The organism is Micromonospora sp. NPDC050495, from assembly GCF_040655175.1.
GTDB lineage: Bacteria > Actinomycetota > Actinomycetes > Mycobacteriales > Micromonosporaceae > Micromonospora.
On record NZ_JBFAJK010000002.1, the window covers coordinates 322,349 to 348,159 of the forward strand.

Consider the following 25,811-nt stretch of genomic DNA (forward strand, 5'->3'; position numbering starts at 1 on the left):
TCGCTGCCCGGGCAACCCCTCGGTTGCCCGGGCAGCGACCGTTCCGGCCGGGACGGCCGGTCGCCGTGCTCAGGCGTGCGGGTCGAGCGGCCGCCCCGGGGCCGCACGCCCGGATCGGGGACCGGCCGGTTACCGTGGCCGCCGTGCGGGCGGAGGCGGGTGAGGCGGTCACCTTTTCGCTGCTCGGCCCGATCGCGGTCCGCCGCGCCGGCGCCGAGTTGCCGCTGGGCGCCCGCCAGCAGCGGCTCGTGCTCGCGCTGCTGCTGGCCCGAGCGGGTGCGCCGGTCACCCTCGACGAGCTGGTCGACCTGCTCTGGGACGAGGAGGCGCCGGTCAGCGCCGCGAACGTGGTGCACCGGCACGTCGGGGCGCTGCGGCGGCTGCTCGAGCCCGGCCTGCCCGCCCGGTCGCCGGGCCGGCACCTCCTCCGGGACGTCTCGGGTTACCGGCTGCACGCCGACGAGCAGTCCCTGGACCTGCTGGCGTTCCGGTCGCTGAGCCGGCTGGCGGCCCGGAGCCGGCGGGACGGCGACCCCGAGTCGGCGCTGCGGCACTCCCTCGCCGGCCTGCGGCTCTGGCGCGGCCGGTGCGCGGCGGGCCTCGAACCCGCCGCCCGCGTGCATCCCGTGTTCGTCGCCGTGGAGGCCGAACGCGCCGAGACCGTGCGGGCGGCCGCCGACGCGGCCGAGTGCTGCGGCCGGATGAGCGAGGTGCTGGTGCCGCTGCGGCAGGCCGCCGAACAGCATCCGCTCGACGAGTCGCTGCAGAGCCGGCTGCTGCTGGCGCTCGCCGCCGACGGCCGCCAGGCGGAGGCCGTGGAGAGGTACCGGGTGGTGCGCCGCCGGCTCGCCGACGAGCTGGGCATCGACCCGGGCGAGGAGCTGCGCGAGGCGTACGACCGGCTGCTGCACCAGCGCACCGGGCCGGCCCGTGCCGGGTCGCCGTCGCCGTCGCCGTCGCCGTCGCCGGTGCCGCCGCCGGCGCAGCTGCCGCCGGACCTGGCGTTCTTCAGCGGCCGGGAGGAGCTCATCGCCGAGGCCCGCGCCGCCGTCGCGCGCCCGGGCGGATCGGTCGTGCTCGCCATCGACGGCATGCCCGGAATCGGGAAGACCGCACTCGCCGTCCACCTCGCACACGAGTTCGCCGCCGGCTACCCGGACGGGCAGCTCTACGTCGACCTGCGCGGCTACGAGGCCCGGGAGCCGGCGATGAGCCCGGGCGAGGCGCTGCGCGGCTTCCTCGGCTCGCTCGGGGTGCCGCAGGAGGGCATCCCCGCCGAGCTGCACGCCCAGGCCGGCCTCTACCGCAGCCGGCTCGCCGGCCGGCGGATGCTGATCCTGCTCGACAACTGTCGGGACGGCGAGCAGATCCGGCACCTGCTTCCGGGCAGCCCCGGCTGCCTGGTCATCGTCACCAGCCGCAGCCGGCTCAGCACGCTGCACGCCATGGCTGGCGCCCACCCCCTGCCGGTCGGCCTGCCCAGCGTCGAGGAGGCCCGTGCCGCCCTCGTCCGGCCGCTCGGCGCCGGCCGCGTCGCGCCCGACCCGGCCGCGATCGACGCCATCATCGCCAGCTGCGGGCGGTTACCGCTCGCGCTCGCCGTGGTGGCCGCCCGGGCGGCGGGCCTGCCGCGCCTGCCACCGGCGCAGATCGCCGCCGAGCTGGCCCGGGCGTCCGGCAGCCTGGACGGCTTCGACGGCGACGGCCCGCAGACCGGCCTGCGAGCCATCTTCTCCTGGTCCTACCAGGCGCTCTCCGCGCCGGCCGCCCGGCTGTTCCGGCTGCTGCCCAGCCATCCCGGCCCGGACATCTCGATCGCCGCGGCCGCGGGGCTGGCCGGTGTCCCGCTGCCCAGCGGGCGGGCGCTGCTCGGCGAGCTGAGCCGCGCGCACCTGATCTCCGAGGAGCTGCCGGGCCGCTACCGCACCCACGATCTGCTGCGTGCCTACGCCACCGAGCTCGCCGAGGAGCACGACGGCCCGACCGAACGCGCCGCCGCGGAACTGCGCTGCCTGCGGTTCTACCGGGCCACCGCCTACCAGGCGCACCGCCGGCTGCTCACCTCCGAGGACCATCCGCTGATCGAGCCGGGGCCGGGCGAGACGCCGCTGCGGTTCGCCGGCCACGGCGACGCCATGCGCTGGTTCGGCGCCGAGCGGCAGGTGCTGATGGCGCTGGTGAGCCGGGCCGCCCGGCAGGGCCGGCACACCGACGCCTGGCAGCTCGCCCTCGGCATGCAGCACTTCTTCGACCGCAGCGGCCGGTGCCTCGACTGGACGGCCACCGGTGCGGTGGCCCTGGCGGCCGCCCGGGCGGGCGGCGACCTGGTGGGGCAGGCCCGGATGCACCGCAGCCTGGCCGGGGCGGCCTACTTCGGGGGCGAGCACGGCACCGCGGTGGCGCACCTCGACCGGGCGCTGGAGCTGCTCGTCCGGCTCGGCCTGCCCGGCGAGCTGACTCGCGCGGCGATCAACCGGGCGATGGTCCTGGCCGCGCAGGGGCGCCACGAGGAGGTCCTCCGGGCGGTGTCCGCGGCGCTCGAGCCCAGGCCGGCCGGCGACGACAAGCTGCTGGCGGACGCCCTGGTGATCATGGCCGCGAGCAACGCCGCGCTGGGCCAGGAGGACGCGGCGGTGCGCTGCGCCGGGCAGGCGATGGCGCTCTCCCGCGAAGCGGGGTACCGGCTCGGCGTCGCGGAGGCGTGGGAGGTGCTCGGTCAGGTGCACGCCGCCCGCCGGGAGACCGCCGAGGCGGTCCGCTGCTGGCGGGCGTCCGCCGTCGCCTACCAGGAGGCCTCGGCGTCGGCGCCGGCCGCCGAGGTGCTGGCGCTGCTCGGCGACGCCCTCGCCGCCGCCGGCGAGCAGGACGCCGCGGTACGGGCGTGGCAGGAGGCACTGGCTTTGATCCCGTACGGGCAGAGCCGCACCGGCCGGCGGCTGGCCGGCCTGCTCGCAGCGGTCACGCCCGGTCCCTGACCGGTCGCGATCGGCGACGGCACTCGATCGGCACTGGCGTGTCAGTCCCCGCCCGCCGACCGTCCCTAGGCTCGCCGCATTCACCGTTGCTCCTGCGGGTGGGGGACAGATCGTGCTGCGGGCCCTTGACGGATCGCCGGCCGGCCGGGCCGAGCGGATGACCTCGCTGCACGCCGAGCACGCCCGCGCCGTGCTGCGTCTGCTGCTCCTGCTGACCCGTGGGCAGCGGCAGACCGCCGAGGACCTGCTCCAGGAGACGATGCTGCGGGCCTGGCGGCACCTCGACTCGGTGCCGGTCGAACCCGACGCCGCCCGCCGGTGGCTGCTCACCGTCGCCCGGCGGCTGGTGATCGACGGCGTCCGGCTGCGCCAGGGCCGCCCGGCCGAGGTGCACCTCGTCGACATGACCTGGATTCCCGGCGGGGACGACACCACCGGCACGGCGCTGGCGTCGCACGCCATCCGCCGCGCGCTGGGCCGGCTGACCCCGGCCCAGCGCCGGTTGCTCTCCGAGGTCTACCTGGTCGGCCGGTCGGCGGAGGAGGTCGCGAGCCGGCTGGGCGTGCCGATCGGCACGGTCAAGTCCCGGACCCACCACGCGCTGCGCGCGCTGCGCACCGGCCTCGACGCCGCCTGAGCGGGCGGGACGGCCCCGCCGGCGCCCCGCGCGCTGAGTCCGAGCTCACATTGCCGCGCCGCGCGGCCGGCCCGGCCGTGGGCTTTGCCATGCTTCGGCGATCGTGGCAACCTGCCCTGCCTGGACCGGATCGAGATGACCGCCCCGCTCTCCTTCGCCCTGCTCGGCCCGGTCCGGGCCTGGCGCGGCGGATCCGAGATCGACCTGGGCACCCGCCAGCAGCGGCTGCTGCTGGCGTTGCTGCTCGCCCGGGCCGGCGACGTGGTCAGCGTCGCCGAACTCGTCGACCTGCTCTGGGCGTCCGACCCCCCGCCCAGCGCGGTCAACGTCGTGCACCGGCACGTCGGGATGCTCCGCCGGCGCTTCGAGCCGGACCTGCCCACCCGCGCCGCGGGCTCGGTGCTGGTCCGCCACGGCGCGGGGTACCGGCTGCGGATCGACCCGGAGTCGCTCGACCTGTTGCGGTTCCGGCGTCTCGTCGCCGAGGCCGGCACCGGACCCGACGAGCGGGCCGTCGCCCGCTACCGGGAGGCGCTGGCGCTGTGGCGCGACCGGTGCGCCGCCGGCCTGCACGCCGGGGGCCGGACCCACCCGGAGTTCGTCGCGGTCGACGGCGAGCGGTTCGCCGCGGTGCGGGCGGCGGCCGACGCCGCCCTGCGGGCCGGGCGTGTCGACGCGGTGCTGCCCGCGCTCCGGCGGGCTGCCGAGGACGAACCGCTGGACGAGGCACTGCGCGCGCGGCTGCTGCTGGCGCTCGCCGCAGCCGGCCGGCGGGGCGAGGCCCTCGCCGCCTACGCCGACATCGCGCACCGGCTCGCCGACGAACTCGGCATCCAGCCGGGACGCGAGCTGCGCGCGGCCCGGGACCTCGTCGGCCGCGACGCCGCGGGCGGCGGCGGTACGCCCGCGGCGGCCGCCGTCCGGCCCGAGCCGGGCGTCCCGCCGGCCGGGTCCTGGCCGCCGCGGCCGGGCGTCCCGCCGGCCGGGTCATGGCCGCCCGGGCCGGCGTGGGCGCCGCCGTCGCACGTCGAGGTGCCGGCGCAGCTGCCCGCCGACCACCCCTACTTCACCGGCCGCCGTGCCGCGGTGGCCGCCGCGGAACGGCTGCTGGCCGGCGACGGGCGGATCAGCGCGCTGGCCATCGACGGGATGGCCGGGGTCGGGAAGACGGCCCTGGCGGTGCACCTCGCCCACCGGTTGGCGGCCCGCTACCCGGACGGGCAGTTGCACGCGGACCTGCGCGGCTTCGGCCCGGGTGACCCGGTGATGACCCCGACCGAGGCGCTGCGCGGCTTCCTGTGGTCCCTCGGGGTCCCGCCGCCCGCCATCCCCGCCGAGCTGCACGCCCAGGCCGGCCTCTACCGCAGCATCCTGGCCGGGCGTCAGGTGCTGATCCTGCTGGACAACTGCCGCGACGGGGAGCAGCTCCGCCACCTGCTGCCCGGCACCGGCGGCAGTCTCGTCATCGCCACCAGCCGCCGCCGGATCACCGCCCTGGCCGGCGCCCAGCCGCTGCACCTCGGCCTGCTGACCGGCGCTGAGGCCCGCGACCTGCTCAGCCGCCGGCTCGGCGGCGCGGCGACGGCGCACCCGGCCGCCGTCGACGAGATCATCGCGCGGTGCGGCCGGCTGCCCCTGGCCCTGGCGCTGGTCGCCACCCGGGGGGTCGGCCGGCCCGGCCTGAGCCTGCCCGCGGTCGCCGGTGAGCTGGCCGAGGCCGCCGGCCGGCTGACCGGCTTCGGCGAGGCGCGCGCCGATCTGGCCGCCGCCTTTTCCTGGTCCTACCGGGTCCTGACGCCCGGCGCGGCGCGGCTCTTCCGGCTGTTGGCCCTGCACCCGGCCGGCGAGGTGAGCGCGGATGCGGCCGCCGCCCTGGCCGGGCTGCCGGTGCGCGCCACCCGTGGGCTGCTCGCCGAACTCGCGGCGCAGCGGCTGATCGAACCCGCCGCCGGCCGGTGGCGGATGCACGACCTGCTGCGGGCGTACGCCCTGGAGCTCGGGGAGGAGCAGGACGACGCGGCCGGCCGGGCGGCCGCCGTCGAGCGGCTCCACGACCACCGCCGGCTCGGCGGCGACGGGTCGGATCCGCGACCGGCCGGGCCGGCGCCGTCGGCCTCGGACGCGGCGCCCGCGGGCACCGCGTCCGAGGCCGACCCTCAGTACCGGTAGGCGCGGATGACGGTCTGCGTGACCGTGTTGCCGCCGGTGTCCGAGGCCGCCGCTCGCAGCGACACGAAGCCGCTGCCGGCCGGGTTGTGCACCCAGGCGACCGCCCGCTCGCCGGTGCGCCGCACGGTCAGCGGCTGCCAGGTCCGGCCGTCGTCGAACGACGCCTCGACGGTCAACGTCCTGGTCCGGCCCGGCGCCGCCCCGACCTGCCGGTCCAACGAGATCGGGATCGCGAAGAGCCGCCCGGCCGGGGCCCGGTTGTCGATGTCGAGTTCCGGGGTGTACCGGATCGCCGTCAGCGGCAGCTTCACCAGCTCGCCGTCGCTGACGTGCCCGGACCTGAAGGTCCACTCCGCGTCCACCACGGTGGACAGGGTGAATTCCGGGTCGCTGTGGAAGGTCGCCGCCAGCCGGTAGTCACCCTCCTCCGCCGGCACCTCCCACGACCAGGGCGCCTGGTTCGCGTCGCCGACCTTGATCCCGTTGCGGTAGAGGTTCACCTGCACGCTGCCGCCGCGAACAGCCCGGAAGCCGTCGTGCCCGGCGCCGTCGCCGTGCAGCGGTCCCGGCCCGCCGATCGTGTCGCCCCAGTAGCGGGTGGACCACTGCTGGCCGATGTTGGGTTGCGGGAAGACCGGTCCGATCACCCCGTTGGCCCAGTTCACGTCGTACGTGCGCCCCGGCCGGAAGCTGGTCCACGCCGACTCGTAGTACGTGTGCTGCGGCTGGGCCGACGTCGACTGCCACGCCGCCTTCTTGTCCTGGTTGTAGTACTCGGTGATGGTGCGCGGCACGTCGTAGGTGAACCTCGGCGGGATGTTGTACTCGTCACGGTAGACCGGCGAGTTGCCCGGCGCGTGCGCGACCGCGGACCGCGCAACCGGTACGCCGGCCACGTCCGCGCTGATCCGGGAGCGGACCGTGGCGAAGTCGTCCGCGCGCAGCCTGCGGGTCAGCCCTGTCATCATCCGCTCCGGCTCATAGCAGTAGACCCGGTAGACGTACGGGCTGTTGTGCAGGCTGCCGTCCTCGGCCACCTGGCCCCACATGGCGTTGACGTAGGAGACGAAGCCGGGCGTCCGGCCGGATCCGATCTGCGCGGTCCGCAGGTGGTCGAAGGGGAGGCCCATCAGCACGCCGAACGGGTCGTTGCTGCCCCAGATCTGCGGCTGCTCGGTGCGGATCGTCCAGCCGAACTCCTGGTGGACCGCGGTGGCCTTCGGGTTCGGCACCGACACCACGATCGGCTTCGCCAGCCGCGCGTCCATGCTGAGCGCCTGGTCCGTGGTCAGGTCGAGGCTCGGGCGCATCAGCGAGGTGATGCGCGGCAGGAACGGGTCGTCGGTCAGCAGATAGGTCTGGACCAGGTAGCGGCCCGCGCGGACCCGGTACGTGGTGCTCGTGGGATCGTCGAACACCATCATGGTCTGCCGGTCCAGGTCGGTCAGCACGGTCACCCAGCCCTGCTCGGGCGTCGGTGCCCCGCCGTCCGGCCCGACCAGCGTGAGGCTCAACTGGTGGCGGGCGACGTCGAGCGCGACCGGGGTCTGCACCTGCGCGTCGCCGCCGGTGGCGGTCACTTCGCCGCCGAAGTAGCGGTCCGGCAGGTCGGTGCCGGCCTGCACGGTGACCGTCACGGTGGACGTGCCGCCCGCCGGTACCGTCACCGACGAGGCGCTGAGGCTGAACAGGCCGGCCGGCGCCGGGGCGCCCTCGGCGTCCTTGGCGTCGAGGGAGACCGCCAGGGTGAGGGGGGACGAGCCGCTGTTCGCGTACGTGATGGTGCGCTGCTGCGCGGCGCCGGTCCGCTCGAAGGCGACGCTGACCGGGCTGGCCGTGACGGCCTGCCGGGTGGCCCGGGCGACGTCGAGGAAGCCCGCGCCCTGCTCGTAGACGCCGATGGCGGCGCTCGGCCGGGCGGCCGCCATGAGCGTGGACTTGATCCGCTCGGGCGTCCAGTCCGGGTGCTGCTGGGCCAGGATCGCCGCGGCGCCGGCCACGTGCGGCGTGGCCATCGAGGTGCCGTTGAGGCTGGTGTACTGCGGGTTCTCGTCGGTCGGCCACAGGTCGGAGGTCGAGCTGCGGGCGGCGACGATGCCGACGCCGGGGGCGGTGAGGTCCGGCTTGATGGCGGCGTCACCCGTGCGCGGGCCGCGGCTGGAGAACTCGGCCAGCTCGCCGGTCTTGGTCACCGCCCCCACGGTCAGCGCCTCGGCCACCGAGCCGGGGGAGTTCACCGTGGACTCACCGGCCAGGCCGTCGTTGCCGGCGGCGACGACGAAGAGCACGCCGTAGCGGTGGGTGAGGTCGGCCAGGGCCGCCTCGATCGGGTCGGTCTCCGGGCTGTCCGGGCCGCCGAGGCTCATGTTGGCGACCCGCACACCCTGCTGCGCCGCCCAGGTCATTCCGGCCAGGATCGCCGACTCCGGGCAACCCTCCTCGGTGCAGACCTTGGCGCTGTAGAGCGTCGCGTCGGGTGCCATGCCCTTGAACCGGCCCTGCGAGGCGGCCGCGCTGCCGGCGATGGTGGAGGCGACGTGGGTGCCGTGGCCGACCCGGTCGAGGGTGTCCGGGTCGGCGGTGAAGTTCTGCGCGGCGGCGATCCGGCCGGCCAGGTCGGGGTGGGTCTGGTCGACGCCGGTGTCGATCACGCCGACCTTCACCCCGGCGCCCGTCCAGCCGGCCTGCCAGGCCTGCGGCGCGCCGGTCAGCGGCACGCTGACGTCGAGGGTGGGTCGACGCAGCCCGTCGAGCCAGATCTTGTCGTACCCGGCCCGCAGCCGCCGCTCGGTGCCGCTGCCGGTGGCGGTGAGGCTGTTCCAGAAGGACACCGCCGCGGCGCGGCTCTCCGCGACCGCGCTCGCCCCGCCGAGCTCCCGGGTGGTCCGGGCGCCGGTGAGGCCGGCGGGGGCGGCGCCGCTGTGCTGGACGATGAGCGGCAGGGTGGGCCGGGTGTCGTCGTAGCCGAAACCGACCAGCATCGAGACGTCGAAGAGGCGCGCGTCGAGCTTGCCACGGTTGAGCAGGCCGACCGCGTCGGCGGGGATGACCCGTACGTCCTTGCCGGCGTGGTGGGTGAGGAACGGGATCCGTTCCCGTCCCTTGCCCGGCACGACGTCGACCGTCGTCCGGCCGTCCACGGTGCCGAGGTGGACGGTGTCGCCGGTGAGCAGGGTGACCGTCCGGGGCTTGGACGCGACCGGGGGTGTGGTCGCGGACTTCGCGGTCGGGGGTGTGGTCGCCGGCTTCGCGGTCGGGGGCTGCGCCGCGGCCGGCGTACCGCCCGGGGTCACCGCCGAGACGCCCAGCACCAGCAGTGCCAGCGCCGATAACGTGCGTGAACGCATCATTCTCCCTGGATGGAGGCGAGAAGTTTCTGCGTGCTCCGGACGTGGCCGGCGGCGGAAAGTTCACTTGATGTGACGCGGGTCACTGCCGGCGGGCCAGCCGGGCTCGGCGGGCCCGGCCCGCAGGGTGCGCCGACCGGCGCCCGGCCGGCCCGCTCAGGCCGGGGGAATCAGCACACTGAGGCAGGTGACGCAGCCCTCGAGCTTCTCGAACTCGGCGATGTCGACCACGACCGGGGTGAAGCCGAGGTCCGTCACGAGCGCCGCGGTGCGCGGCGCCGAGGCGGCCAGCAGGACGAGGTCGCCACCGAGCGGCACGACATGGCAGCCGGCCTCCTCGTCCACCGGGCGCACCGGATGGCGCAGGGCGGTCGCGTCGAGCAGGTCCGGCAGCGCGAGGAGGGTGCCGTCGGGCAGCGCGGTCACCGCCGACTTGAGGTGCAGCACGCCGCGCAGCGGGACCGGGACCACCGTGCGCCCGCGGGTCGCCAGGTGGGCGGCGAGCTGGGCCGCGCCCGCGGCGTCGGTGCGTCCGCCCTGGCCCACGTACACCGTGGTGCCGACCTGCAGCACGTCGCCGCCGTCCAGCGTCCCGGGTGCCTCGACGCGGACGACCTCCAGCCCGGCCTCGCGTACCGTCTTCTCGGTGCCGGGGACCTCCGGCCGGCGCGGTGCCGCGCCCGGCCGGGTGAGCACCGCCAGGCCGTCGCAGACCACCACGGTGTCCTCGACGAAGACCGCGTCCGGGCAGTCCTCGGCGGGCGGGACCTCGCGCACCGGCCAGCCGGCCCCGGTGAGCGCCGCCCGGTACGCGTCGTGCTGCCGCCGGGCCCGCGCGACGTCCACGTCGGTGCGCTCGATGTGGGTGACCAGCCCTTCGGCCAGCCGGCCGCCGGGTCGCCGGACCAGAGCAGCGCCTCGCGTCATGCCCTCAGTCTGCCGCACCGCGATGCGGTGGGCCGCCCGGCGGACGGGTGCGTCCACCGGGGACACCGCTCGCCGGCCGGCGGCGGGGCCGGAAGGGGGCGGGTCCGGAGGTATGGTGCGGCGGTGGAGGAGTTGGCTCGCCTGTTCCGGCTGGCCGCCGACCACGCGGCGGCGTACCGCGGGTCGTTGCCGGAGCGGCCGGTCGGCGTGCCGGTCGACCGGGCCGCGTTGGCCGACGCGTTCGGGGGCCCGCTGCCCGTCGCCGGCTGCCCGCCCGAGCGGGTCCTGGCCGACCTGGTCGCCGCGGCCGGGCCCGGGCTGGTCGCGAGCGCCGGTCCCCGCTACTTCGGGTTCGTGGTCGGCGGCGCGTCACCGGCGGCGACCGCCGCCGGCTGGGACCAGCTCGCGTTCAACGCGGTCACCTCGCCGGCCGCGATCGCCGCGGAGGCGGCCGCCGGCGGCTGGCTCAAGGAGCTGCTGGGGATCCCGGCGGCGGCGTCGGTGGGGTTCGTCACCGGCGCCCAGGCGGCGAACACCGTCGGGCTCGCCGCCGCCCGGCACCAGGTGCTGGCCGAGGCCGGCTGGGACGTGGAGCGGCGCGGGCTGCCCGGGGCGCCGCCGATCCGGGTGCTCGCCGGGGACGAGCGGCACGGCACCATCGACCGGTCGCTGCGCCTGCTGGGCCTCGGCAGCGACGTCGTGGAGCCGGTGCCCACCGGCCCGAACGGGGCGGTCGACGTCGGGGCGTTGCGGGCCGTGCTGCGCGCCGGCCGGCCGGGCCCCACCATCGTGTGCCTGCAGGCCGGCAACGTGAACACCGGCGCCTGCGACGAGTTGCGGGAGGCGGGCGAGCTGGTCCGGCGGCACGGCGGGTGGGTGCACGTGGACGGGGCCTTCGGCCTGTGGGCCGCGGCGAGCCCGGCCCGCCGCCACCTGGTGGACGGGCTGGAACTGGCCGACTCGTGGGCCTGCGACGGGCACAAGTGGCTGAACCTGCCGTACGACTCGGCCTTCGCGTTCTGCCGCCGGCCGGACGTGCACGCGGCGGCGATGTCCTACGCCGCGGCGTACCTGGTCGGGTCCGGTGGTGCGGCGGCGGGCGCGGATCTCACCGCCGAGTCCTCGCGGCGGGCGCGCGGGTTCGCGGTCTGGGCCGGCCTGCGGGAGTTGGGCCGGGACGGGGTCGCGGCGCTCGTCGACCGCTGCTGCGCGCTGGCCCGCCGGTTCGCCGAGGGGTTGACCGCGGCCGGCTTCGCGGTGGCCAACGAGGTCGTGCTCAATCAGGTGCTGGTCGGCTTCGGCGACGACGCGCGCACCGACCGGGTGGTGGCGGCGGTGCAGGCGGAGGGGACCTGCTGGGCGGGTGGCACCACCTGGCGCGGGCGGCGGCTGATGCGGATCTCGGTGTCGAACGCCACCACCACCGAGGCGGACGTCGACCGGTCGATCGCCGCGATCGTCCGCGCCGCCGCCTGACCGGGCCCGCTCACTCCCGCGCGGGCGCGTCCCCGTCCGGCCCGCCCAGCCAGCTGCGGATGCCGCCGAGCGCGGTGGGGCCGTAGTCCTCGTCCACGCCGCGGGCCAGGTCCGCGATCGACACCGCGCGCAGCGCGGCGCGCCAGGCGGCGTCGGCGCCGGCCATCGCGCGGGCGACGGGGCACGGCCGGGTGCAGGCGTCCGCCGGCGCGGCCAGCGGGCCGCGCTGGCGGATCTCGGTGCACACGAACGCGGGCGCGGCGCCGTCGACGGCGGCGACCACGTCGAGGACGGTGATGAGTTCGGGCGCCCGGGTCAGCACGTAGCCGCCCGCCTTGCCCTGCACGGAGGTCACCAGGCCGGCGCGGGAGAGCGCCTGCAACTGCTTGGCCAGGTAGCTGCCGGAGACGTCATGCAGCTCGGCGAGCCGGGCGGCCGGCACCGGCTCCGTCGCCGTGGTCAGCACCACGCAGCAGTGCAGCGCCCACTCCACCCCACCCGACAGCTTCATCCGACCCCCCTTGACTCGGACAAAGGTTATCCGATTATTGTCTCGGACAAGAACTATCCGAGTTCGGGGCCGGGTGCCTCGGCGAACCGGGCGTGCCGGGCGGCACGCCGTGGAAGGGTGAGAGCCATGAAGCTCACAGTCATCGGTGGCACCGGACTGATCGGCTCGCAGGTGGTGCGGAAGCTGACCGAGGCCGGGCACGAGGCCGTCGCGGCATCCCCGTCGACCGGCGTCGACCTGCTGTCGGGTGAGGGCCTGGGACAGGCGCTGGCGGGCGCCGACGTGGTCGTCAACGTGGCGAACTCGCCGACCTTCGACGAGGCTTCACTGGACTTCTTCCGTACCTCGATGAACAACCTGCTGTCCGCCGGGGAGCGGGCCGGCGTCCGGCACCAGGTGGTCCTCTCGATCGTCGGCGTGGACCAGGTCCCGCAGCTCGACTACTACCGGGCCAAGACGCTGCAGGAGGAACTGCTCCGCCAGGGGCCCACGCCGTACTCCATCGTGCGCGCCACCCAGTTCTTCGAGTTCGTCAACGCGGTCCTGGCCTGGACCTCGGACGACAAGAGCGTCCGCCTGCCCGCCACCCCGGTGCAGCCGATGGCCGCCGCCGACGTGGTGGACGCGGTCGTCGAGGTGGCGACCGGGGCGCCGCTGAACGGCATCCGCAACGTCGCCGGCCCGGACGTCTTCGCCCTCGACGAGCTCGGGCGGCTCACCCTCGCCGTCCAGCAGGACGACCGGACCGTGGTCACCGACGACCAGGCCGGCATGTTCGCGGTCGTCGACGGTGACGTGCTCATCGGCGGCCCGGACGCGCGCCGCGCGCCCACCCACTACCGGGACTGGCTCCAGTCGGCCCGCTGACCGGCCTGCGCCCGGCGGCGACCCGGCAGAACAGGCGAGCGCGTGACGACCGGCAGGGCGAACGGGTGGCTCCGCGCGCCCGGTGATCAACGGGCCACCTACCTGGAGCTCTTCTTCGACCTGGCCTTCGTCTTCGCGCTCGCCCAGCTCTCGTACGCGCTGCTCGAGGACCTGTCCTGGCGCGGCGCCGGCCGGGCGCTGGTGCTGCTGCTGGCCGTCTGGTGGGTCTGGTTCACCACCGCCTGGATCACCGAGCTGTTCGACCCGCAGCGGCCGGCGATCCAGATCCTGGCCATCGCGATCATGGTGGGCGCCCTGGTGATGGCGGTCGCGCTGCCGGGCGCGTTCGGCGCGTGGGGTCTGATCTTCGCGGGGGCGTACGTCCTCATCCACGTCGGCCGCGATTTCTTCCTGGTGATCGCGCTGCGCGGGCACGAGCTGCGGCGGACCACCGTGCGTGGACTGTTCTGGTTCGGCGTCTCCGCGCTGCCCTGGCTCGCGGGGGCGCTCACCCACGGGGCGGGGCGCGCGATCCTGTGGAGCCTGGCGGTGGCCCTGGACTACGCGGCGTACCTGTTCCGCCATCCCACGCCGCGGGTCGGCCGCACCCCCACGGCGCAGCTGCCGAGCGTCGCCGAGCACCTGGCCGAGCGGTACCGGCAGTTCTTCATCATCGCGCTCGGCGAGTTGATCCTGGTCACCGGGCTGACCCTGCGCGGCACCGGTTTCACCGCCTACGGCACCCCAGCCTTCATCGTGGCGATCGGCACCACCGTGCTGCTGTGGCGGATCTACATCTACCGCGCGGGGGAGTTGCTGTCGGCGGCCATCGCGACGGCGCCCGACCGGGCCCGCCTCGCCCGGTCCGTGTCGTACACCCACCTGGCCATGGTGGCCGGCGCCGTGTGCACCGCCGTCGGGGCCGAGGTGACCATCGCCCATCCGCTGGAAGCCGGCCGGCCGGCCTGGGCCGTCGTGCTGCTCGGCGGCCCCGTGCTGTTCCTCGCCGGCCGGGCGGCTTTCGAGTACACGGTCTTTTCCCAGGTGTCCCGGGGCCGGATGATCGGGCTGGCCGTGGCGATCGCCCTGATCCCCGCGCTGGTCCGGCTGCCGCCGCTGCTCGTGGGCGTCGCGGCCGCCGCCGTGCTGGCCGGCGTCGCCCTCGCCGACACGGCCCGGGCCCGCGCGCACCCGGTCGAGGCGCCGTCGCCACCGGGCGCCGCCGGTTGACCGGGCGAGCCGCGGCCGGTCGCCGGACCGCGAGCCGGCCGGGCCGGCGACGTCACCGCCCCGGACCGTCCCGGTCCGGCCCGCGGTCCGCCCCGGCGCGGAGGCGTTCCACCAGCTCGTGCGCCGCCGCGATGAACCGCGGGTCCGACTCGCAGGGCCGGTGTCCCTGGATCGGCGGTGGGACGCTGTCGCCCGGCGGGGCCACCACGTCGGTGGGGTCGCGCAGCCGGCGGTCCACGGCTGCCGCCGGGTCGCCGGCCGTGGCGGGCGGGACCGGCCGGTGGGCGGAGAAGATCCAACTGCCGACCGGGTCGGTGTCGCGCCACAGGTTCACCCACCGCCAGCCGAGCCGGGCCCCGACCTCGTGCAGCACCTCGTCGTCGAGGTAGGCGGGGAAGAGCCGGGCGTAGAGCCGGCGCAGCGGTGAGGCGTGGGTGAGCAGGGCGACCCGGCTGCAGACCCGGGGCGGCAGCTGGAGCACCGTCGCGGCGGCCAGGACCGACCCGTGGCTGTGCCCGGTGAGCAGGACCGCCTGACCGCGCGCGACCAGGTAGGTGATCCGCCGGGTCAGCTCCGGCACGGCCCGTTCGGCGTAACAGGGCGGCGCGAACGGGTGCGCGGCCCGGGGCCAGAACGTGCCCAGGTCCCAGAGCACGCCGACGTGGCGGCGGAACCCGGCCGTGCGGTGGGCGAAGATCCCGCCGAGCAGCAGGCCGAGAACGACCAGCGCGATCAGCCAGCTGCCGGCCGCGATGGCGAAGCTGACCAGGTCGGCGGGCAACCCCGCGAACCGCTCGACGACGTCACCGGGACCCACCCGCAGCAGGCCGACGGTGGTGGTGGCCGTGCCGACGGCGGCCAGGCCGGCGTAGACCACGGTCAACGGGATCAGCAGCTCGGTGAACCGGGCGTGGGCGACGGCCTCCCGCACCTGCCGCAGGCGCGGCCCGGCCGCTGCCCGGTCCGGATGGTCGCGAGCCACGATCGCCGCCGCCGCGCGCCGCCGGCGGGGGCGGGAGATCAGGGTCACCAGTCCCGCGACCACCAGGGTGATCAGTACCGTCCGGAAGAAGCCGAAGATCGCCCAGGCGTACGCCCGGGACGGGCCGGCGGCCAGTCCTGCCGCGGTCTGCGTGTCCCGGTCCAGGAAGTCCGCCACCCGGTAGACCAGCTCCGCGGAGAACGCCGCCGCCAGGCTGATCGCCGCGGCCGCGATCACCAGCGCACCCAACCCGAACAGCGGCGTGCCGGCCGGCCGGCGGTCCCGACGGGCCAGCAGCACCGCCGCCAGGGCGGCCAGCAGCGCCGTCTGGCTGACGAACAACCCGGTGAGCAGGGCGTCGTAGCCGGGCAGGCCGGCCTCCTCGGGCCAGCGCTGCGGGGCGGCCAGGACATCGGCCGCCGCCGCGGGGGTCAGCACCAGCGCGATGGTGCGCAGCACGCTCGCCACCCGGTCGAGGCGCCGATCGGCGGGGGACCGGTCGATCAGCGCCGGCGTGCAGAGCAGGACCGCGCAGGCGGTCAGGACCGCCCCGGCGAGAACCGCCAGCACGAGCGTGCCGGCCGAGTCGGTGGCGGCGAGCCGGGTGGCGAGCAGGGCGACGTCCAGGGTCGCGAACGCGGCCGCGACGTGCAGGGAACGCAGCCGGCGCACCAGCGGTTCGGCGTCCCACCGGCCGACGCCGCCGAGCCGGTGCCCGGAGACGTCCTCCTCGGGCGCGCGGAAGGCCTCGTACACCCGCCCCGGGCGGGTGCTGCCCCGCCAGATCAGCCCGATGGCGGCGGCCGGCACCAGCGCCAGCACCACCAGGCGCACCCCGGCCGGCCGCCCGCCCAGCCAGGACAACCAGCTCCGGCCGGTCAGGCAGGGCGGCGAGCCCAGGCACTTCCAGGCGATCAGGTCCAGGGCGACCCCGGCGACGGCGAGCACGTAGAGCACGGTGAGGGTGAGCGCCAGCAACCGGCACAGGGACCGGACGATCAGGTCCGAGCCAGGGTTCGCCGGGCGCATCCAGATCGCCACGTTGATCAGCATGAACGGCAGCAGGAACACCATCGCCAGGGTCCCGGCCACGGTCCCCGAGGGCAGGTCGGCCCAGCGGTACGCCTCCAGCGTCACCCGGTCGCCGCCGGGGCTGCCCCCGTCGCGGCGCGCCCGGTAGAAGCCCCCGCTGGCGTCGCCGGCGACCTGCTCGACCGACGGCAGGTCCAACCCCGGTCCGGCGCCCCCGCTGGCGGCACCGTGGATCCGCAGCTCGACCACGTCGTCGGAGCTTTCCGGCCCGGTCGACCGTGCTACTGCCTCCGACATCGGCCCCCCGGGTCGTCTTCGGGGGTCCACGCCGGGTGCACCCGGCGCGCGGACGGCCCCGTCACTCGGGCCGGTCCACCGGCGGCTGCCCGACCGGGTCGGCGTCGGGCAGGACGGTAGCGGCCCGCGTCCTCGTTCCAGGCTAGGAGGGCTGCCGGGGCGGTGCCCCGGCTTTGCCGGGTCGCGACCGCACCGGCCGGGCGACGCCGCGACGCGCGGCGGACCGGCCGGCGGTCGCCCGTGGCCGCGGCCCGACGAGCAGGTGACCGGGGCACCGTTCGAAGCGCCGTCCGCGGGCGGACGGGGGCGCCTGACCGGACGGCGTCCGGCCTTGAGCGGCAGCGGCCCGCCCCGGGGCCCGCGGGCCCCGGGGCGGGCCGATCAGGCGAGGTCGAGCTGGACCGTGGCGATCTCCCAGGCCCGCAGCGGCAGCCGGACCCGCCCGTCGCCGTCGACCGGCAGCGGTTCGCCGGCCCGGCCGAGCAGGTCGGCCCGGCACGCGCCGCGCAGCGGCACGCCGCCCAGCACCGCGACGGTGTCCACCGGGGTCTGCGCCACCAGCCGCACCTCGGTGCGGCCGGCCCGGTCGCGCACGCTGGTCATCGCCACGCCGGCGCCCTCGACGCCGAGCCCGACCGCCGGCCCGGGCAGCGGGGCGTCCGGGTCGGCGGTGCCGGGAAAGGCCAGCAGCTCGTGCCGGTACGCCTCGGCGGCCGCCACCACGCCGGCCTCGTGCCAGCCGCCCCGGTAGGGCAGCACCGCCAGGTCGACGGTGCGGGCGCCCCGGCACTGCGCCTCGGGCGTCGGCAGTTGCGGGCCGGCGGGCTCGTCGCGCAGCGCGTGCCGGTTGCGCGACAGCATCCCGATGGACCGCAGCACGGTGACCGCCAGCTCGCGGCCCGAGTCGGTCAGCTCGTACTCGGTGGGCTGGGTCAGCAGCACCGCGAGCGCGCCGTCCGCCCCACCGGCGGCCACGAAGCCGTTGGCCGGGAAGGTGGGCAGCGGCACCTCACCGCCACCACCCTCCGCGGTCAGGCCGCGCGCCACGACGGCGAACTGGCCCTCGGCGTACGAGGTGTCGGCCGGGGACGGCAGCGGCAGGTGCAGCCGGACCCGGTGGTCGTCGCAGCGGTTGTCGAACTCGACGCGCAGCCGGACGAACGGCTCACCGCAGCGCAGCTCGACCCGGGTGGTCACGGTGATCGGCTCCCGGTCCACGGCCCGGGAGCCGGCGTCCACGTCGGCGGCCACCGGCCAGCGGTACTCCCGCAGCACGTCCAGGACGGCCACCAGCGGCCCGTCGTGGCGCACCACGGTGCGTACCGCCCGCGGCTTGTCGACCAGTTCGTCGGCCGCCGGCGGGGCGTAGTTGTAGCTGTCACCCACGTCGCCGCCGTCCACGATCCGGGCGACCCCGTCCACGGTGACCCCGTCCGGGGTGGCGAGGGTGAGCGTCCCGTCCTCGGCGACGTCGACCCGGAGCAGGCCGTTGTCGAGTCCGCGGCCGGCCACCGTGACCGGGGCGGCGGCGGGTGCCGCGGTCGCCGGCAGCGGCGCCGGCCGGACCGCGGCGCGCCCCAGCGCGGGCACCTCGACCAGGGCGGCGACGGTGGCCCGGGGCGCGGCGAGGATCCGTACCCGCCACCGGTCGGGCTGTCCGGCGGCGGCGAGCGCCAGCCGGACGTCCTCGACGTCGAAGGCCGGGTCGCCGTGCCGGGCCACCTGGAAGGTGAGCGTGGCGTCGTCGGGCGAGACGGACCAGGCGGTGACCTCCTGGCCGTAGAGCTCCCGGCCGTGCACCCGGGTGAGCACGGCCGGCAGGTCCGCCGCCGGCACCACGTCGTCGGCGAGCAGCGTGCGGGCCCGGTCGAGGATCTGCGCGGCGACGGCGCGCCCGGTGGCGTCGGTGAGCGCCACGCCGCCGTCGGCCGGCACCGCCACGTCCAGGCGCACCAGGGCGGTCCGCGCCGCCGGGGTGGGGTTGAACAGCAGGTAGCCGTCGCGGGGCACGGCGGCGGCCAGCCGGGCGCCGACCAGGTCGCAGACCGCCCGGCCGAGCTGGTCGGCCTCGGCGAGGCGGGCGGCGACCTGCTCGGCGGTCTCGTCGCAGCCGCAGCCGGTCACCGAGTCGTGGCAGCTGGCGTCGATCAGCCGGGTCCAGGCCATGTCGAGGAACCGCTGCACGGACCCGTCGTGGGTGAGCGCGGCGAGCGGTTCGGCGTACCGCTCGACGCGCCGCTCGGCGCGGTTCATCGCCCGCTTGAGGTGCGCGCGCACGGAGATCACGCCGGGCAGGATGTTGGCCCGGGCGTGCGAGCGCAGCTCGCCGCGGACGACCGGCAGGCCGTCGACGGTGGTCGGCTGGGTGGCGAAGTACTCGGCGAGGGTGCCCAGCCGCAGCCGGGTGCCGGCGAGGTCGGCGGTGGCCAGCAGGTCGGGGGCGTCCGGCGCCGGGGCGGCGTGGTCGGTGCCGTACATGGCCAGGACCGGGGTGTCGTCGCCGGCCGGCCGCCAGCCGGCGAGCCGGTCGGCGAGGTCGGCGGCCCGGCGGGTGACCTGCGCGGGATCCTCCATCAGCCCGGCGGCGTTGCCGTAGCCGCCGGGCAGGTACTGGGTGCGCAGCGTGGTGCCGTCGGGCGCCTGCCAGGCGAAGGCGTGGCTGTGCATCCGCTCCGGCACGCCCCGGAACACGCAGGCGTGGGCCAACCCGGCACCGGCCAGGATCTGCGGCATCTGGGCGATGTGGCCGAACATGTCCGGCAGGTAGCCGACCGGCATGGCGCCGCCCAGGTCGGCGCTGCGGGCCAGCCCGCGTTCCAGGTTGCGGACGATGTTCTCGCCGGAGCAGAGGAACTCGTCCAGCAGGATCTGCCAGGGGCCGACCGACAGCCGGCCGGCGCGGACCAGGTCGATCACCTGCTCCCGCCGCTCCGGGCGGACCTCCAGGTAGTCGTCCACCGCGGCGAGCTGCCCGTCCAGGGTGAACCGCTGCCGCGGGTCGTGCTCCATCCGGTCGAACACGTCGTCCAGCAGCGCCACCAGGCGCAGCCGGAACCGCTGGAACGGCTCGTACCACTCGCGGTCCCAGTGCGTATGCGGGACCACGATGATCTCGGTCGGTCGTGTCATCAGCTCGCCGCCTCTCCGCCGATCGCCGCCCCGGTCAGCTCCCCGTAGCGGCGTACCACCTGCTGGCTGGTCCGGATGTCGGTCGTGCCCTCGGCGATGCCGGTCAGCGGGGCGGCCCCCGCGGTGACCATCGCGTGGAACGCGACCAGTTCCTGCTCAAACGCCTCGGTCACCGACCGGTACGCGGCCCGCCGCTCGCCGCCGCCGTGCTCGTCCACCACGGTCAGCGTGGTGGGCGCGTTGAGCAGGTAGGGCGAGGGGAACACCAGCTCCAGCGAGCCGCGGGCGTGGTGCAGGGTGACCGTCTCCCGGTACGCGGGGTAGTCCGGCAGGTTGAGCCACCGGATGCCGTAGCGCGCGCCGCCCGGCAGCCGTCCGCTGATCTCCACCGACGGCTCGGCCGGCCCGTGCGGGGCGAGCGGCCAGGTGGCGACCTGCTCCACGGTGGCCGGTGCCCCGGTGAAGAGCCGCAACAGCGACAGGTCGTGCGAGATGCTGTTGATCAGGATCTGGTAGAGGGCGCGGGCGCCCGGGTCGGCGCCGACGGCGGCGTCGAGCAGCGCGTGGTCGGCGGCGGTCAGCCGGGCCACCTCGTCGACCGGCAGGTCGCCGGGGGCCGGCGGCAGGTTGGCGAAGCGCAGCTGCCGGTCGCCGCCGGCGTGCAGCACGGTCACCTCCACGGCGTGCACCCGCCCCGCGCCGCCGAGCTCGGCCAGCAGCCGCCCGGCCTCGGCCACCGCCGGGTCGTACTGCTTCATGTAGCCGACCATCAGCGCCGGGGCGCCGGAGCCCAGCTCGGCCAGGCGGGCGGTCTCGGCGACGGTGTACGCCAGCGGCTTCTCGCAGAGCACCGGCAGGCCGGCGCGCAGCGCCAACGCGGCCAGTTCACCGTGCGAGCCGGAGGTGGCCAGCAGCACGGCGTCGCAGCCGCCGTCGGTCACCATCCGGGCCGCGTCGGTGTGCCGGCGGGCGGGTTCGACGCCGTACCGGTCGCCCAGCTCGGTCACCCGGGTCGGGGACAGGTCGGCCAGTGCGACGATCTCGAACAGGTCGCCGCGGCGTTGCAGCAGCGGCAGGTGCACGGTGCGGGCGATGATGCCCAGCCCGGCCACCGCGATCCGGATCCGCTTGCCCGGCTCGGTCATCGCAGCGCCTCCTCGAGCCAGCAGAGGTTGGCGTGCTGGTCGGCCCGGATCCGGTCGAGCGCCCCGCCCTCGGGGGCGTCCTGCTCGATCACCAGCCAGCCGGTGTAGCCGATCTCGTCGAGGCCGGCGAGCACCCCGGCGAGGTCCACGTCGCCGCGGCCCAGGGCGCAGAAACCGCCGGCGGCGACCATGTCCATGAGCCCGTCGCCGGCGTCCCGGACCCGGGCGTGGACGGCGAGGTCGGCGTCCTTCAGGTGCACCTGCCCGATCCGCCCGGCCCAGCGGTGCAGCGCGGCCACCGGGTCGCCGCCGGCCAGCGTCAGGTGCCCGGTGTCCAGGCAGATGGCGATGTCGGTCAGCTCGAGCAGCCGGTCGGCCTCCGCCTCGGTCTCCACGTCGGTGCCGAGGTGGTAGTGGAACACCGGTTCCAGGCCCCGGTCGCGGCACCGGTCGGCGGCCTGCTGCACCCGCGCCGCGAAGTCCGGCCAGGCCGCGGCGGGCAGCGCCGAGGCCAGATCGGTCGGGGTGCCCGGCCGGGCCATCCGGGCCGGGTTGCCGGGGCAGGCCAGCGTCGGCCGCGGCGCGAACCGGGCGTCGCCGGCCGGCACGGCGGTGAACACGTCGAGCGCGGCGTCGAGCTGGGCCAGGTCCGCGGCGAAGCCGGCCGGGTCGGCGAAGCGCAGGTCGACCCAGCCGCCGGCCAGCCCGATGCCGGCCGTGGCCAGCCGCCGCGCGAGCGCCTCGCCGGCGCCGAGGTAGCCGATCGGGCCGGAATCCACCCCGGTGTAGCCGTCGCGGGCCAGGTCCGCGAGCAGGTCGTCGGGGCCGACGGGTGCGTCGGCGGTCCGGTAGATGCCGTAGTTGACGGGGGCGCCGGCCACCCGGGTGCGTCCGGTCAGCTGCACAGTGCGATCACCTCCATGCGGTGGGACTCCAGGACGTGCAGCCCGTCGCCGGCCGGTAGCAGGCACCGGTCGCCGCGGACCAGCCGGTGCCGCCCGTCCGGGTAGGCCAGCAGCGCGCCGTCGGCGTCGAGCACCAGCAGCTCGTCGCCGAGGCGCAGCAGCAGCGGCCCGTCGGGGGCGGCGGAGACGGCGGTACGGCCGCCGCGCAGCGCGTCCAGCACGGCCTCGCCGGGCGGGGTGTCGCCGTCGGCGAGCACCCAGGTGGTGGGGGAGCCGGGCGGCGCGTCGTCGCCGGGGCGGTGGAAGTCGCTGCCGCCGATCGCCACCACGTCCGGCCGCCAGGCCCGCGCCCAGGCCAGCGGGGCGCCCCAGGTGCGGTCCCACCAGCCGGAGTGCCACACCTCGACCAGCGGGGTGCGCTCGGCCAGCGGCTGGCGCCAGGCGCAGTCGCCGCCGAGCGGGTGGTTGACCGACATCAGCCCGCCGTCGCGCCGGGCGGTGGCGAGCCACTCGTCGGGCGGCCGCCGGAAGTCGACCCAGCCGACCGGGCCGAACACGTTGGCGTGCCCCCGGTCGGTGGTGACCTCCTGGCCGGGCAGCAGGGTGATGCCGTAGCGGGCGCCGGCGGCCGGCAGCCACGGGTGGTGGCTGACGGTGTTGTGGTCGGTGACGGCGAGGAAGTCCAGGCCCCGGCCGGCGGCGAGCGCGGCCAGCTCGTCGATGGTCGAGCTGCCGTCGCTGTGCACGGTGTGCGCGTGCAGGTCGCCGGCGAGCCAGCGCCGGCCGTCGACGGTGGGCAGGTCGCGGCGGGGGGGCCGGTCCGGGCGGGGTGGCGCCGCCGGTGCGGGTGGCGCGGGCGGCGGCGTGCCGCTGGTGGTGGCGGTGACCTCGTAGTCCAGCCCGTCGGGCGGGATGCGGTGCAACCGCAGCAGCACCTGCCATTCGCCGGGTTCCAGCTCGCCCGGCAGGTAGCCGGGGGTGGCCCAGTCGGCGGCCACGGTGTAGCCGTCGCGGGCGCCCCCCGACCAGCCGCGGAAGCCGGCCGGACCGACGCAGCCGAGGTCGAGCACCCCGGCCTGGCGCGGGTAGTCCAGCCGGACGGTGAGCGCGGCGGTGCCGGGTGCGACGGTGACCGGCAGAGCCCGGAGCACGTCGTCGGCGCGGTCCTGCAGGGTCCACCTGCCCCGGTGCACGACCACGGTCAGCTCCGGGCGGCGACGCCCGCGCGGGGCGCCGGCACGCCGGCGGGCGGGGCGGCGGTGACCAGGTTGCCGTCGCGGTAGAGCAGCGACCGGCCGGGGCGGGGCACCACCCAGCCGGTGTCGCCCGGCTCGGGTTCGCTCCCCTCCGGCACGACCACCTGCACGCTGGTCCGACCCGCGCCCGCGTCGCCGGCCGCCGGGCCCACACCGGGCTCGTCGGCGGCGTCCGGGTCGTCGGCGGGTACGTCCAGCGAGACCAGGGAGACGCTGCCCAGGTTCTCCACCACCACGACCTCGCCGGTCAGCGCGCCGTCGACCGGGCTCGCGGAGTAGTCGAGGTATTCCGGGCGCACCCCGTAGACCAGCCGCTCGCCGTCGGTGACCCGGTCCCGGGCGTCCTCGGGCAGCGGTAGCCGGGCCCGGGCCACGGCCAGTTCGTCGCCGTGCACCCGAGCGGCGACCAGGTTCATCGGGGTGGAGCCGATGAAGCCGGCGACGAAGGTGTTGGCGGGGCGGCGGAACACCTCGGTGGGGGTGCCGACCTGCCGGATCCGGCCGCCCTCCATCACCGCGATCCGGTCGGCCAGGGCGAGCGCCTCGGCCTGGTCGTGGGTGACGAAGACGGTGGTGACGCCGAGTTCCCGTTGCAGGCGCTTGAGGAAGGTACGGGCCTCCAGCCGCAGCCGGGCGTCCAGGTTGGACAGCGGCTCGTCGAGCAGGAACACCTGCGGGTGGCAGGCCATCGCCCGGGCCAGGGCGACGCGCTGCTGCTGGCCGCCGGAGAGCTGCCCGGGGCGGCGCTCCAGCAGGCCGGCCAGGCCCAGCTCGTCGGCGGTCTCGGCGGCCTTGCCGGCACGGCTGCGCCGGTCGACCTTCTTGATCCGCAGCGGGTAGGCGATGTTGTCCCGCACCGTCATGTGCGGGAACAGGGCGTAGTCCTGGAAGACCATGGCCACGTCGCGCCGGCCGGGCGGCAGGTTGGTGACGTCCCGCTCGCCGATCCGCACGCTGCCGCCGGAGGCGACCTCGAGGCCGGCGATGGTGCGCAGCAGGGTGGTCTTGCCGCAACCGGACGGGCCGAGCAGGGCGAAGAACTCGCCGTCGGCGATCTCCAGGTCGAGGGCGTCCAGGGCGCGTACCCCGCCGGGGTAGACCTTGGTCAGCTCGCGCATGGTGATGGCGGACATCAGCGCTTGATCCCTCCGTGGAAGCGGAACCCGTACCGGCTGCTGACGAAGACGAACATGAGCGCCACCGGCAGCGAGTAGAGCAGCGAGAAGGTGGAGAGCAGCCGCAGGTCGGCCTGCCCGCCCTCGGTGTAGAGGGTGTACATGATCACCGCGGCGGGGGCCTTGTCCGGCCCGCGCAGCAGCAGGAACGGCACCAGGAAGTTGCCCCACACGTTGGCCACCGCCCACACCCCGACGGTGGCCAGGCCGGGACGGACCAGCGGCACCACGATGTGCCGCATGATCTGCAACGGGCTGGCACCGAAGACCCGGGCCGACTCCTCGTAGGACGTCGGGGTGGAGTCCATGAAGTCCTTGAGGATGAAGATGGCCGCCGGCAGCAGCCCGCCACTGAGGATCAGGATGACGCCGAGCCGCGAGTCGATCAGGTTGAGCCGGAAGGCCAGCTCGAACAGCGGCACCATGGTGGCCGTGCCGGTGACGATCGACGAGAGCAGCAGCAGCCCGTAGAGCAGCGCGTCGCGGCCGGGCACCCGGACCCGGCTCAGCGCGTACGCGGCGAGCGCGGCGAGGGTCACCACCAGGACGGCGGTGCCGGCGGCCAGGTAGACCGAGTTGAGCAGCGAACTCAGCGCGTACGGGTTGTCCAGCAGGGCGCGGAAGTTGTCCAGGGTGAACGTGGGCAGCGAGGCGGTGACCGTCGGGGTGTCGTCGAACGGGGCGGTGGCCAGCCACAGCAGCGGCAGCGCGAAGAAGCCCAGCACGAGGCAGAGGAAGGTGTAGCGGCCGACCTGGGCGAGCAGGTGGCGGACCGCGACAATGGGCCGGTCGCCGGTCGGTTCGGTGGTGGGTGCGGGGGTGGCCGTGCTGGTCACGCCGCCTCCTTCCGCCGGCCCAGCATGCGCAGGTAGACCAGCGCGATGACCAGGTTGATCAGCAGCATGACGAACGAGATGGCGGCGCCGAAGCCGAGTTCGCCGCCGGAGAGCGCCACCTTGTAGACGTAGACGGGCAGGATCTCCGAGCGCTGCTCGGGCCCGCCCGCGGTGATCAGGAACGGCGCGAAGTCGTTGAACGTCCAGAGGCTGATCAGCAGCAGGTTGGTCAGCACGTGCCCGCGGATGTGCGGGAAGACCACGTCGCGCAGTTGCTGCCAGGTCGAGGCGCCGGCCAGCCGCGCGGTCTCCAGGTGCGTGCGGGGGACGTTCTCCAGCGCGGCGGCGTAGAGCATCATCGAGAACGCGGTGCCGCGCCAGGTGTTGAACACGATGATCGACAGCATCGGGTGGTCGAGCAGCCAGGCCGTCCCGGGGATGCCGAGCAGCGCGTTGAGCGTGCCGGCGTCCCGGTCGAGCAGGGCGATCCAGAGGAACGCGACCACCGAGCTGGGCAGGATCCAGGAGAGCAGGACGAACCCCTCGACCAGCCGGCGCAGCGGGCCGCGCCGGTCGCGCAGCGCGAACGCGATGGCGAAGCCGAGGCCGGCCTGACCGATGACCGCCGAGCCGAGGACGAACTGCAGGGTCAGCAGCAGCGAGGTGCGGAACCGTTCGTCGCCGAGGGCCCGGGTGTAGTTGTCCAGGCCGACGACCTCGGGGTGGGCGGCGGCCAGCCCGGTCAGCCGGTAGTTGGTCACGCCCAGGTAGATCGTCCAGGCCGCCGGCACCACCAGGAAGACCAGGATGAGCACCATGGCGGGGACGAGGAACCCGGTGGCCCGGGCCCGGCCGAGCCCGGCGGCGTCGGGGGCGGGGGAGGCGCCCGGGACCGGGCGCGCTCCCTCGACCACC

17 protein-coding genes are annotated in these 25,811 nt (G+C 76.1%); 6 read left to right on the plus strand and 11 right to left on the minus strand.

Translation table 11 applies throughout. From position 1 onward, the window contains the following. Positions 1-143 precede the first annotated feature (143 nt). The 3 genes from AB0I11_RS04645 to AB0I11_RS04655 all read left to right on the plus strand — a co-directional run bounded on the left by AB0I11_RS04645 (position 144) and on the right by AB0I11_RS04655 (position 5,781). A complete protein-coding gene (locus AB0I11_RS04645; protein ID WP_357313004.1) occupies positions 144-2,975 on the plus strand; it encodes a BTAD domain-containing putative transcriptional regulator in 2,832 nt (943 codons plus the stop codon). A 112-nt stretch (positions 2,976-3,087) separates the two neighbouring features. Beyond that, positions 3,088-3,612, plus strand: a complete 525-nt coding sequence (locus AB0I11_RS04650) for a sigma-70 family RNA polymerase sigma factor (RefSeq protein ID WP_357313008.1) — start codon at positions 3,088-3,090, stop codon at positions 3,610-3,612. Positions 3,613-3,747: 135 nt separating this feature from the next. After that, positions 3,748-5,781 (plus strand): BTAD domain-containing putative transcriptional regulator, encoded by a 2,034-nt coding sequence (locus AB0I11_RS04655; protein ID WP_357313011.1) that lies wholly within the window; start codon positions 3,748-3,750, stop codon positions 5,779-5,781. Here the strand turns inward: AB0I11_RS04655 and AB0I11_RS04660 are convergent. After that, on the minus strand, positions 5,769-9,128 hold the full coding sequence (locus AB0I11_RS04660; RefSeq protein WP_357313014.1) for a S8 family serine peptidase: 3,360 nt from the start codon (positions 9,126-9,128) through the stop codon (positions 5,769-5,771). The two genes, AB0I11_RS04655 and AB0I11_RS04660, sit on opposite strands and share 13 nt — an antisense overlap. A 156-nt stretch (positions 9,129-9,284) precedes the next feature. Beyond that, complete coding sequence (ddaH, locus tag AB0I11_RS04665) at positions 9,285-10,055, minus strand: dimethylargininase (protein ID WP_357313018.1); 771 nt, start codon at positions 10,053-10,055, stop codon at positions 9,285-9,287. A gap of 123 nt (positions 10,056-10,178) precedes the next feature. On the opposite strand from ddaH, the gene AB0I11_RS04670 reads away from it, so the two are divergent. Next, positions 10,179-11,531 carry a pyridoxal-dependent decarboxylase gene (locus AB0I11_RS04670; protein WP_357313021.1) on the plus strand — a complete coding sequence of 451 codons (1,353 nt, stop codon included), beginning with the start codon at positions 10,179-10,181 and terminating at the stop codon, positions 11,529-11,531. A 10-nt stretch (positions 11,532-11,541) separates the two neighbouring features. Here the strand turns inward: AB0I11_RS04670 and AB0I11_RS04675 are convergent, their stop codons facing one another. Then, positions 11,542-12,042 carry an Rrf2 family transcriptional regulator gene (locus AB0I11_RS04675; RefSeq protein ID WP_357313023.1) on the minus strand — a complete coding sequence of 167 codons (501 nt, stop codon included), beginning with the start codon at positions 12,040-12,042 and terminating at the stop codon, positions 11,542-11,544. A 126-nt stretch (positions 12,043-12,168) separates the two neighbouring features. Here AB0I11_RS04675 and AB0I11_RS04680 point away from each other — a divergent pair, with 126 nt between their 5' ends. Next, positions 12,169-12,909: an NAD(P)H-binding protein gene (locus tag AB0I11_RS04680; RefSeq protein WP_357313027.1), complete on the plus strand. Its 741-nt coding sequence runs from the start codon at positions 12,169-12,171 to the stop codon at positions 12,907-12,909. 42 nt (positions 12,910-12,951) lie between these two features. Further along, entirely contained in the window at positions 12,952-14,139 is a 1,188-nt protein-coding gene (locus AB0I11_RS04685) for a low temperature requirement protein A (RefSeq protein WP_357313030.1), read from the plus strand. A 52-nt stretch (positions 14,140-14,191) separates the two neighbouring features. On the opposite strand, the gene AB0I11_RS04690 is transcribed toward AB0I11_RS04685, so the two are convergent. From AB0I11_RS04690 to AB0I11_RS04725, 8 genes are all read right to left on the minus strand, one after another. Next, complete coding sequence (locus AB0I11_RS04690) at positions 14,192-16,450, minus strand: hypothetical protein (protein ID WP_357313034.1); 2,259 nt, start codon at positions 16,448-16,450, stop codon at positions 14,192-14,194. 381 nt (positions 16,451-16,831) lie between these two features. Beyond that, the gene (locus tag AB0I11_RS04695) at positions 16,832-19,579 is read right to left on the minus strand and encodes a hypothetical protein (RefSeq protein ID WP_357313038.1); all 2,748 of its coding nucleotides are present in this window, start codon (positions 19,577-19,579) and stop codon (positions 16,832-16,834) included. Continuing rightward, on the minus strand, positions 19,579-20,724 hold the full coding sequence (locus tag AB0I11_RS04700; protein ID WP_357313042.1) for a Gfo/Idh/MocA family oxidoreductase: 1,146 nt from the start codon (positions 20,722-20,724) through the stop codon (positions 19,579-19,581). Before AB0I11_RS04700 ends, AB0I11_RS04695 begins: the two co-directional genes overlap by 1 nt. Next, complete coding sequence (locus AB0I11_RS04705) at positions 20,721-21,629, minus strand: sugar phosphate isomerase/epimerase (RefSeq protein ID WP_357313047.1); 909 nt, start codon at positions 21,627-21,629, stop codon at positions 20,721-20,723. The genes AB0I11_RS04700 and AB0I11_RS04705 overlap by 4 nt, the downstream gene beginning before the upstream one ends. Next, positions 21,620-22,828, minus strand: coding sequence for a CehA/McbA family metallohydrolase (locus tag AB0I11_RS04710; RefSeq protein ID WP_357313052.1), 1,209 nt, complete (start codon positions 22,826-22,828; stop codon positions 21,620-21,622). The genes AB0I11_RS04705 and AB0I11_RS04710 overlap by 10 nt, the downstream gene beginning before the upstream one ends. Positions 22,829-22,830: 2 nt before the next feature. Continuing rightward, entirely contained in the window at positions 22,831-24,018 is a 1,188-nt protein-coding gene (locus AB0I11_RS04715) for an ABC transporter ATP-binding protein (protein WP_357313057.1), read from the minus strand. Then, positions 24,018-24,896, minus strand: a complete 879-nt coding sequence (locus AB0I11_RS04720) for a carbohydrate ABC transporter permease (RefSeq protein WP_357313062.1) — start codon at positions 24,894-24,896, stop codon at positions 24,018-24,020. The genes AB0I11_RS04715 and AB0I11_RS04720 overlap by 1 nt, the downstream gene beginning before the upstream one ends. Beyond that, entirely contained in the window at positions 24,893-25,810 is a 918-nt protein-coding gene (locus AB0I11_RS04725) for a sugar ABC transporter permease (RefSeq protein ID WP_357313066.1), read from the minus strand. Before AB0I11_RS04725 ends, AB0I11_RS04720 begins: the two co-directional genes overlap by 4 nt. Between the last annotated feature and the right edge of the window lies 1 nt (position 25,811).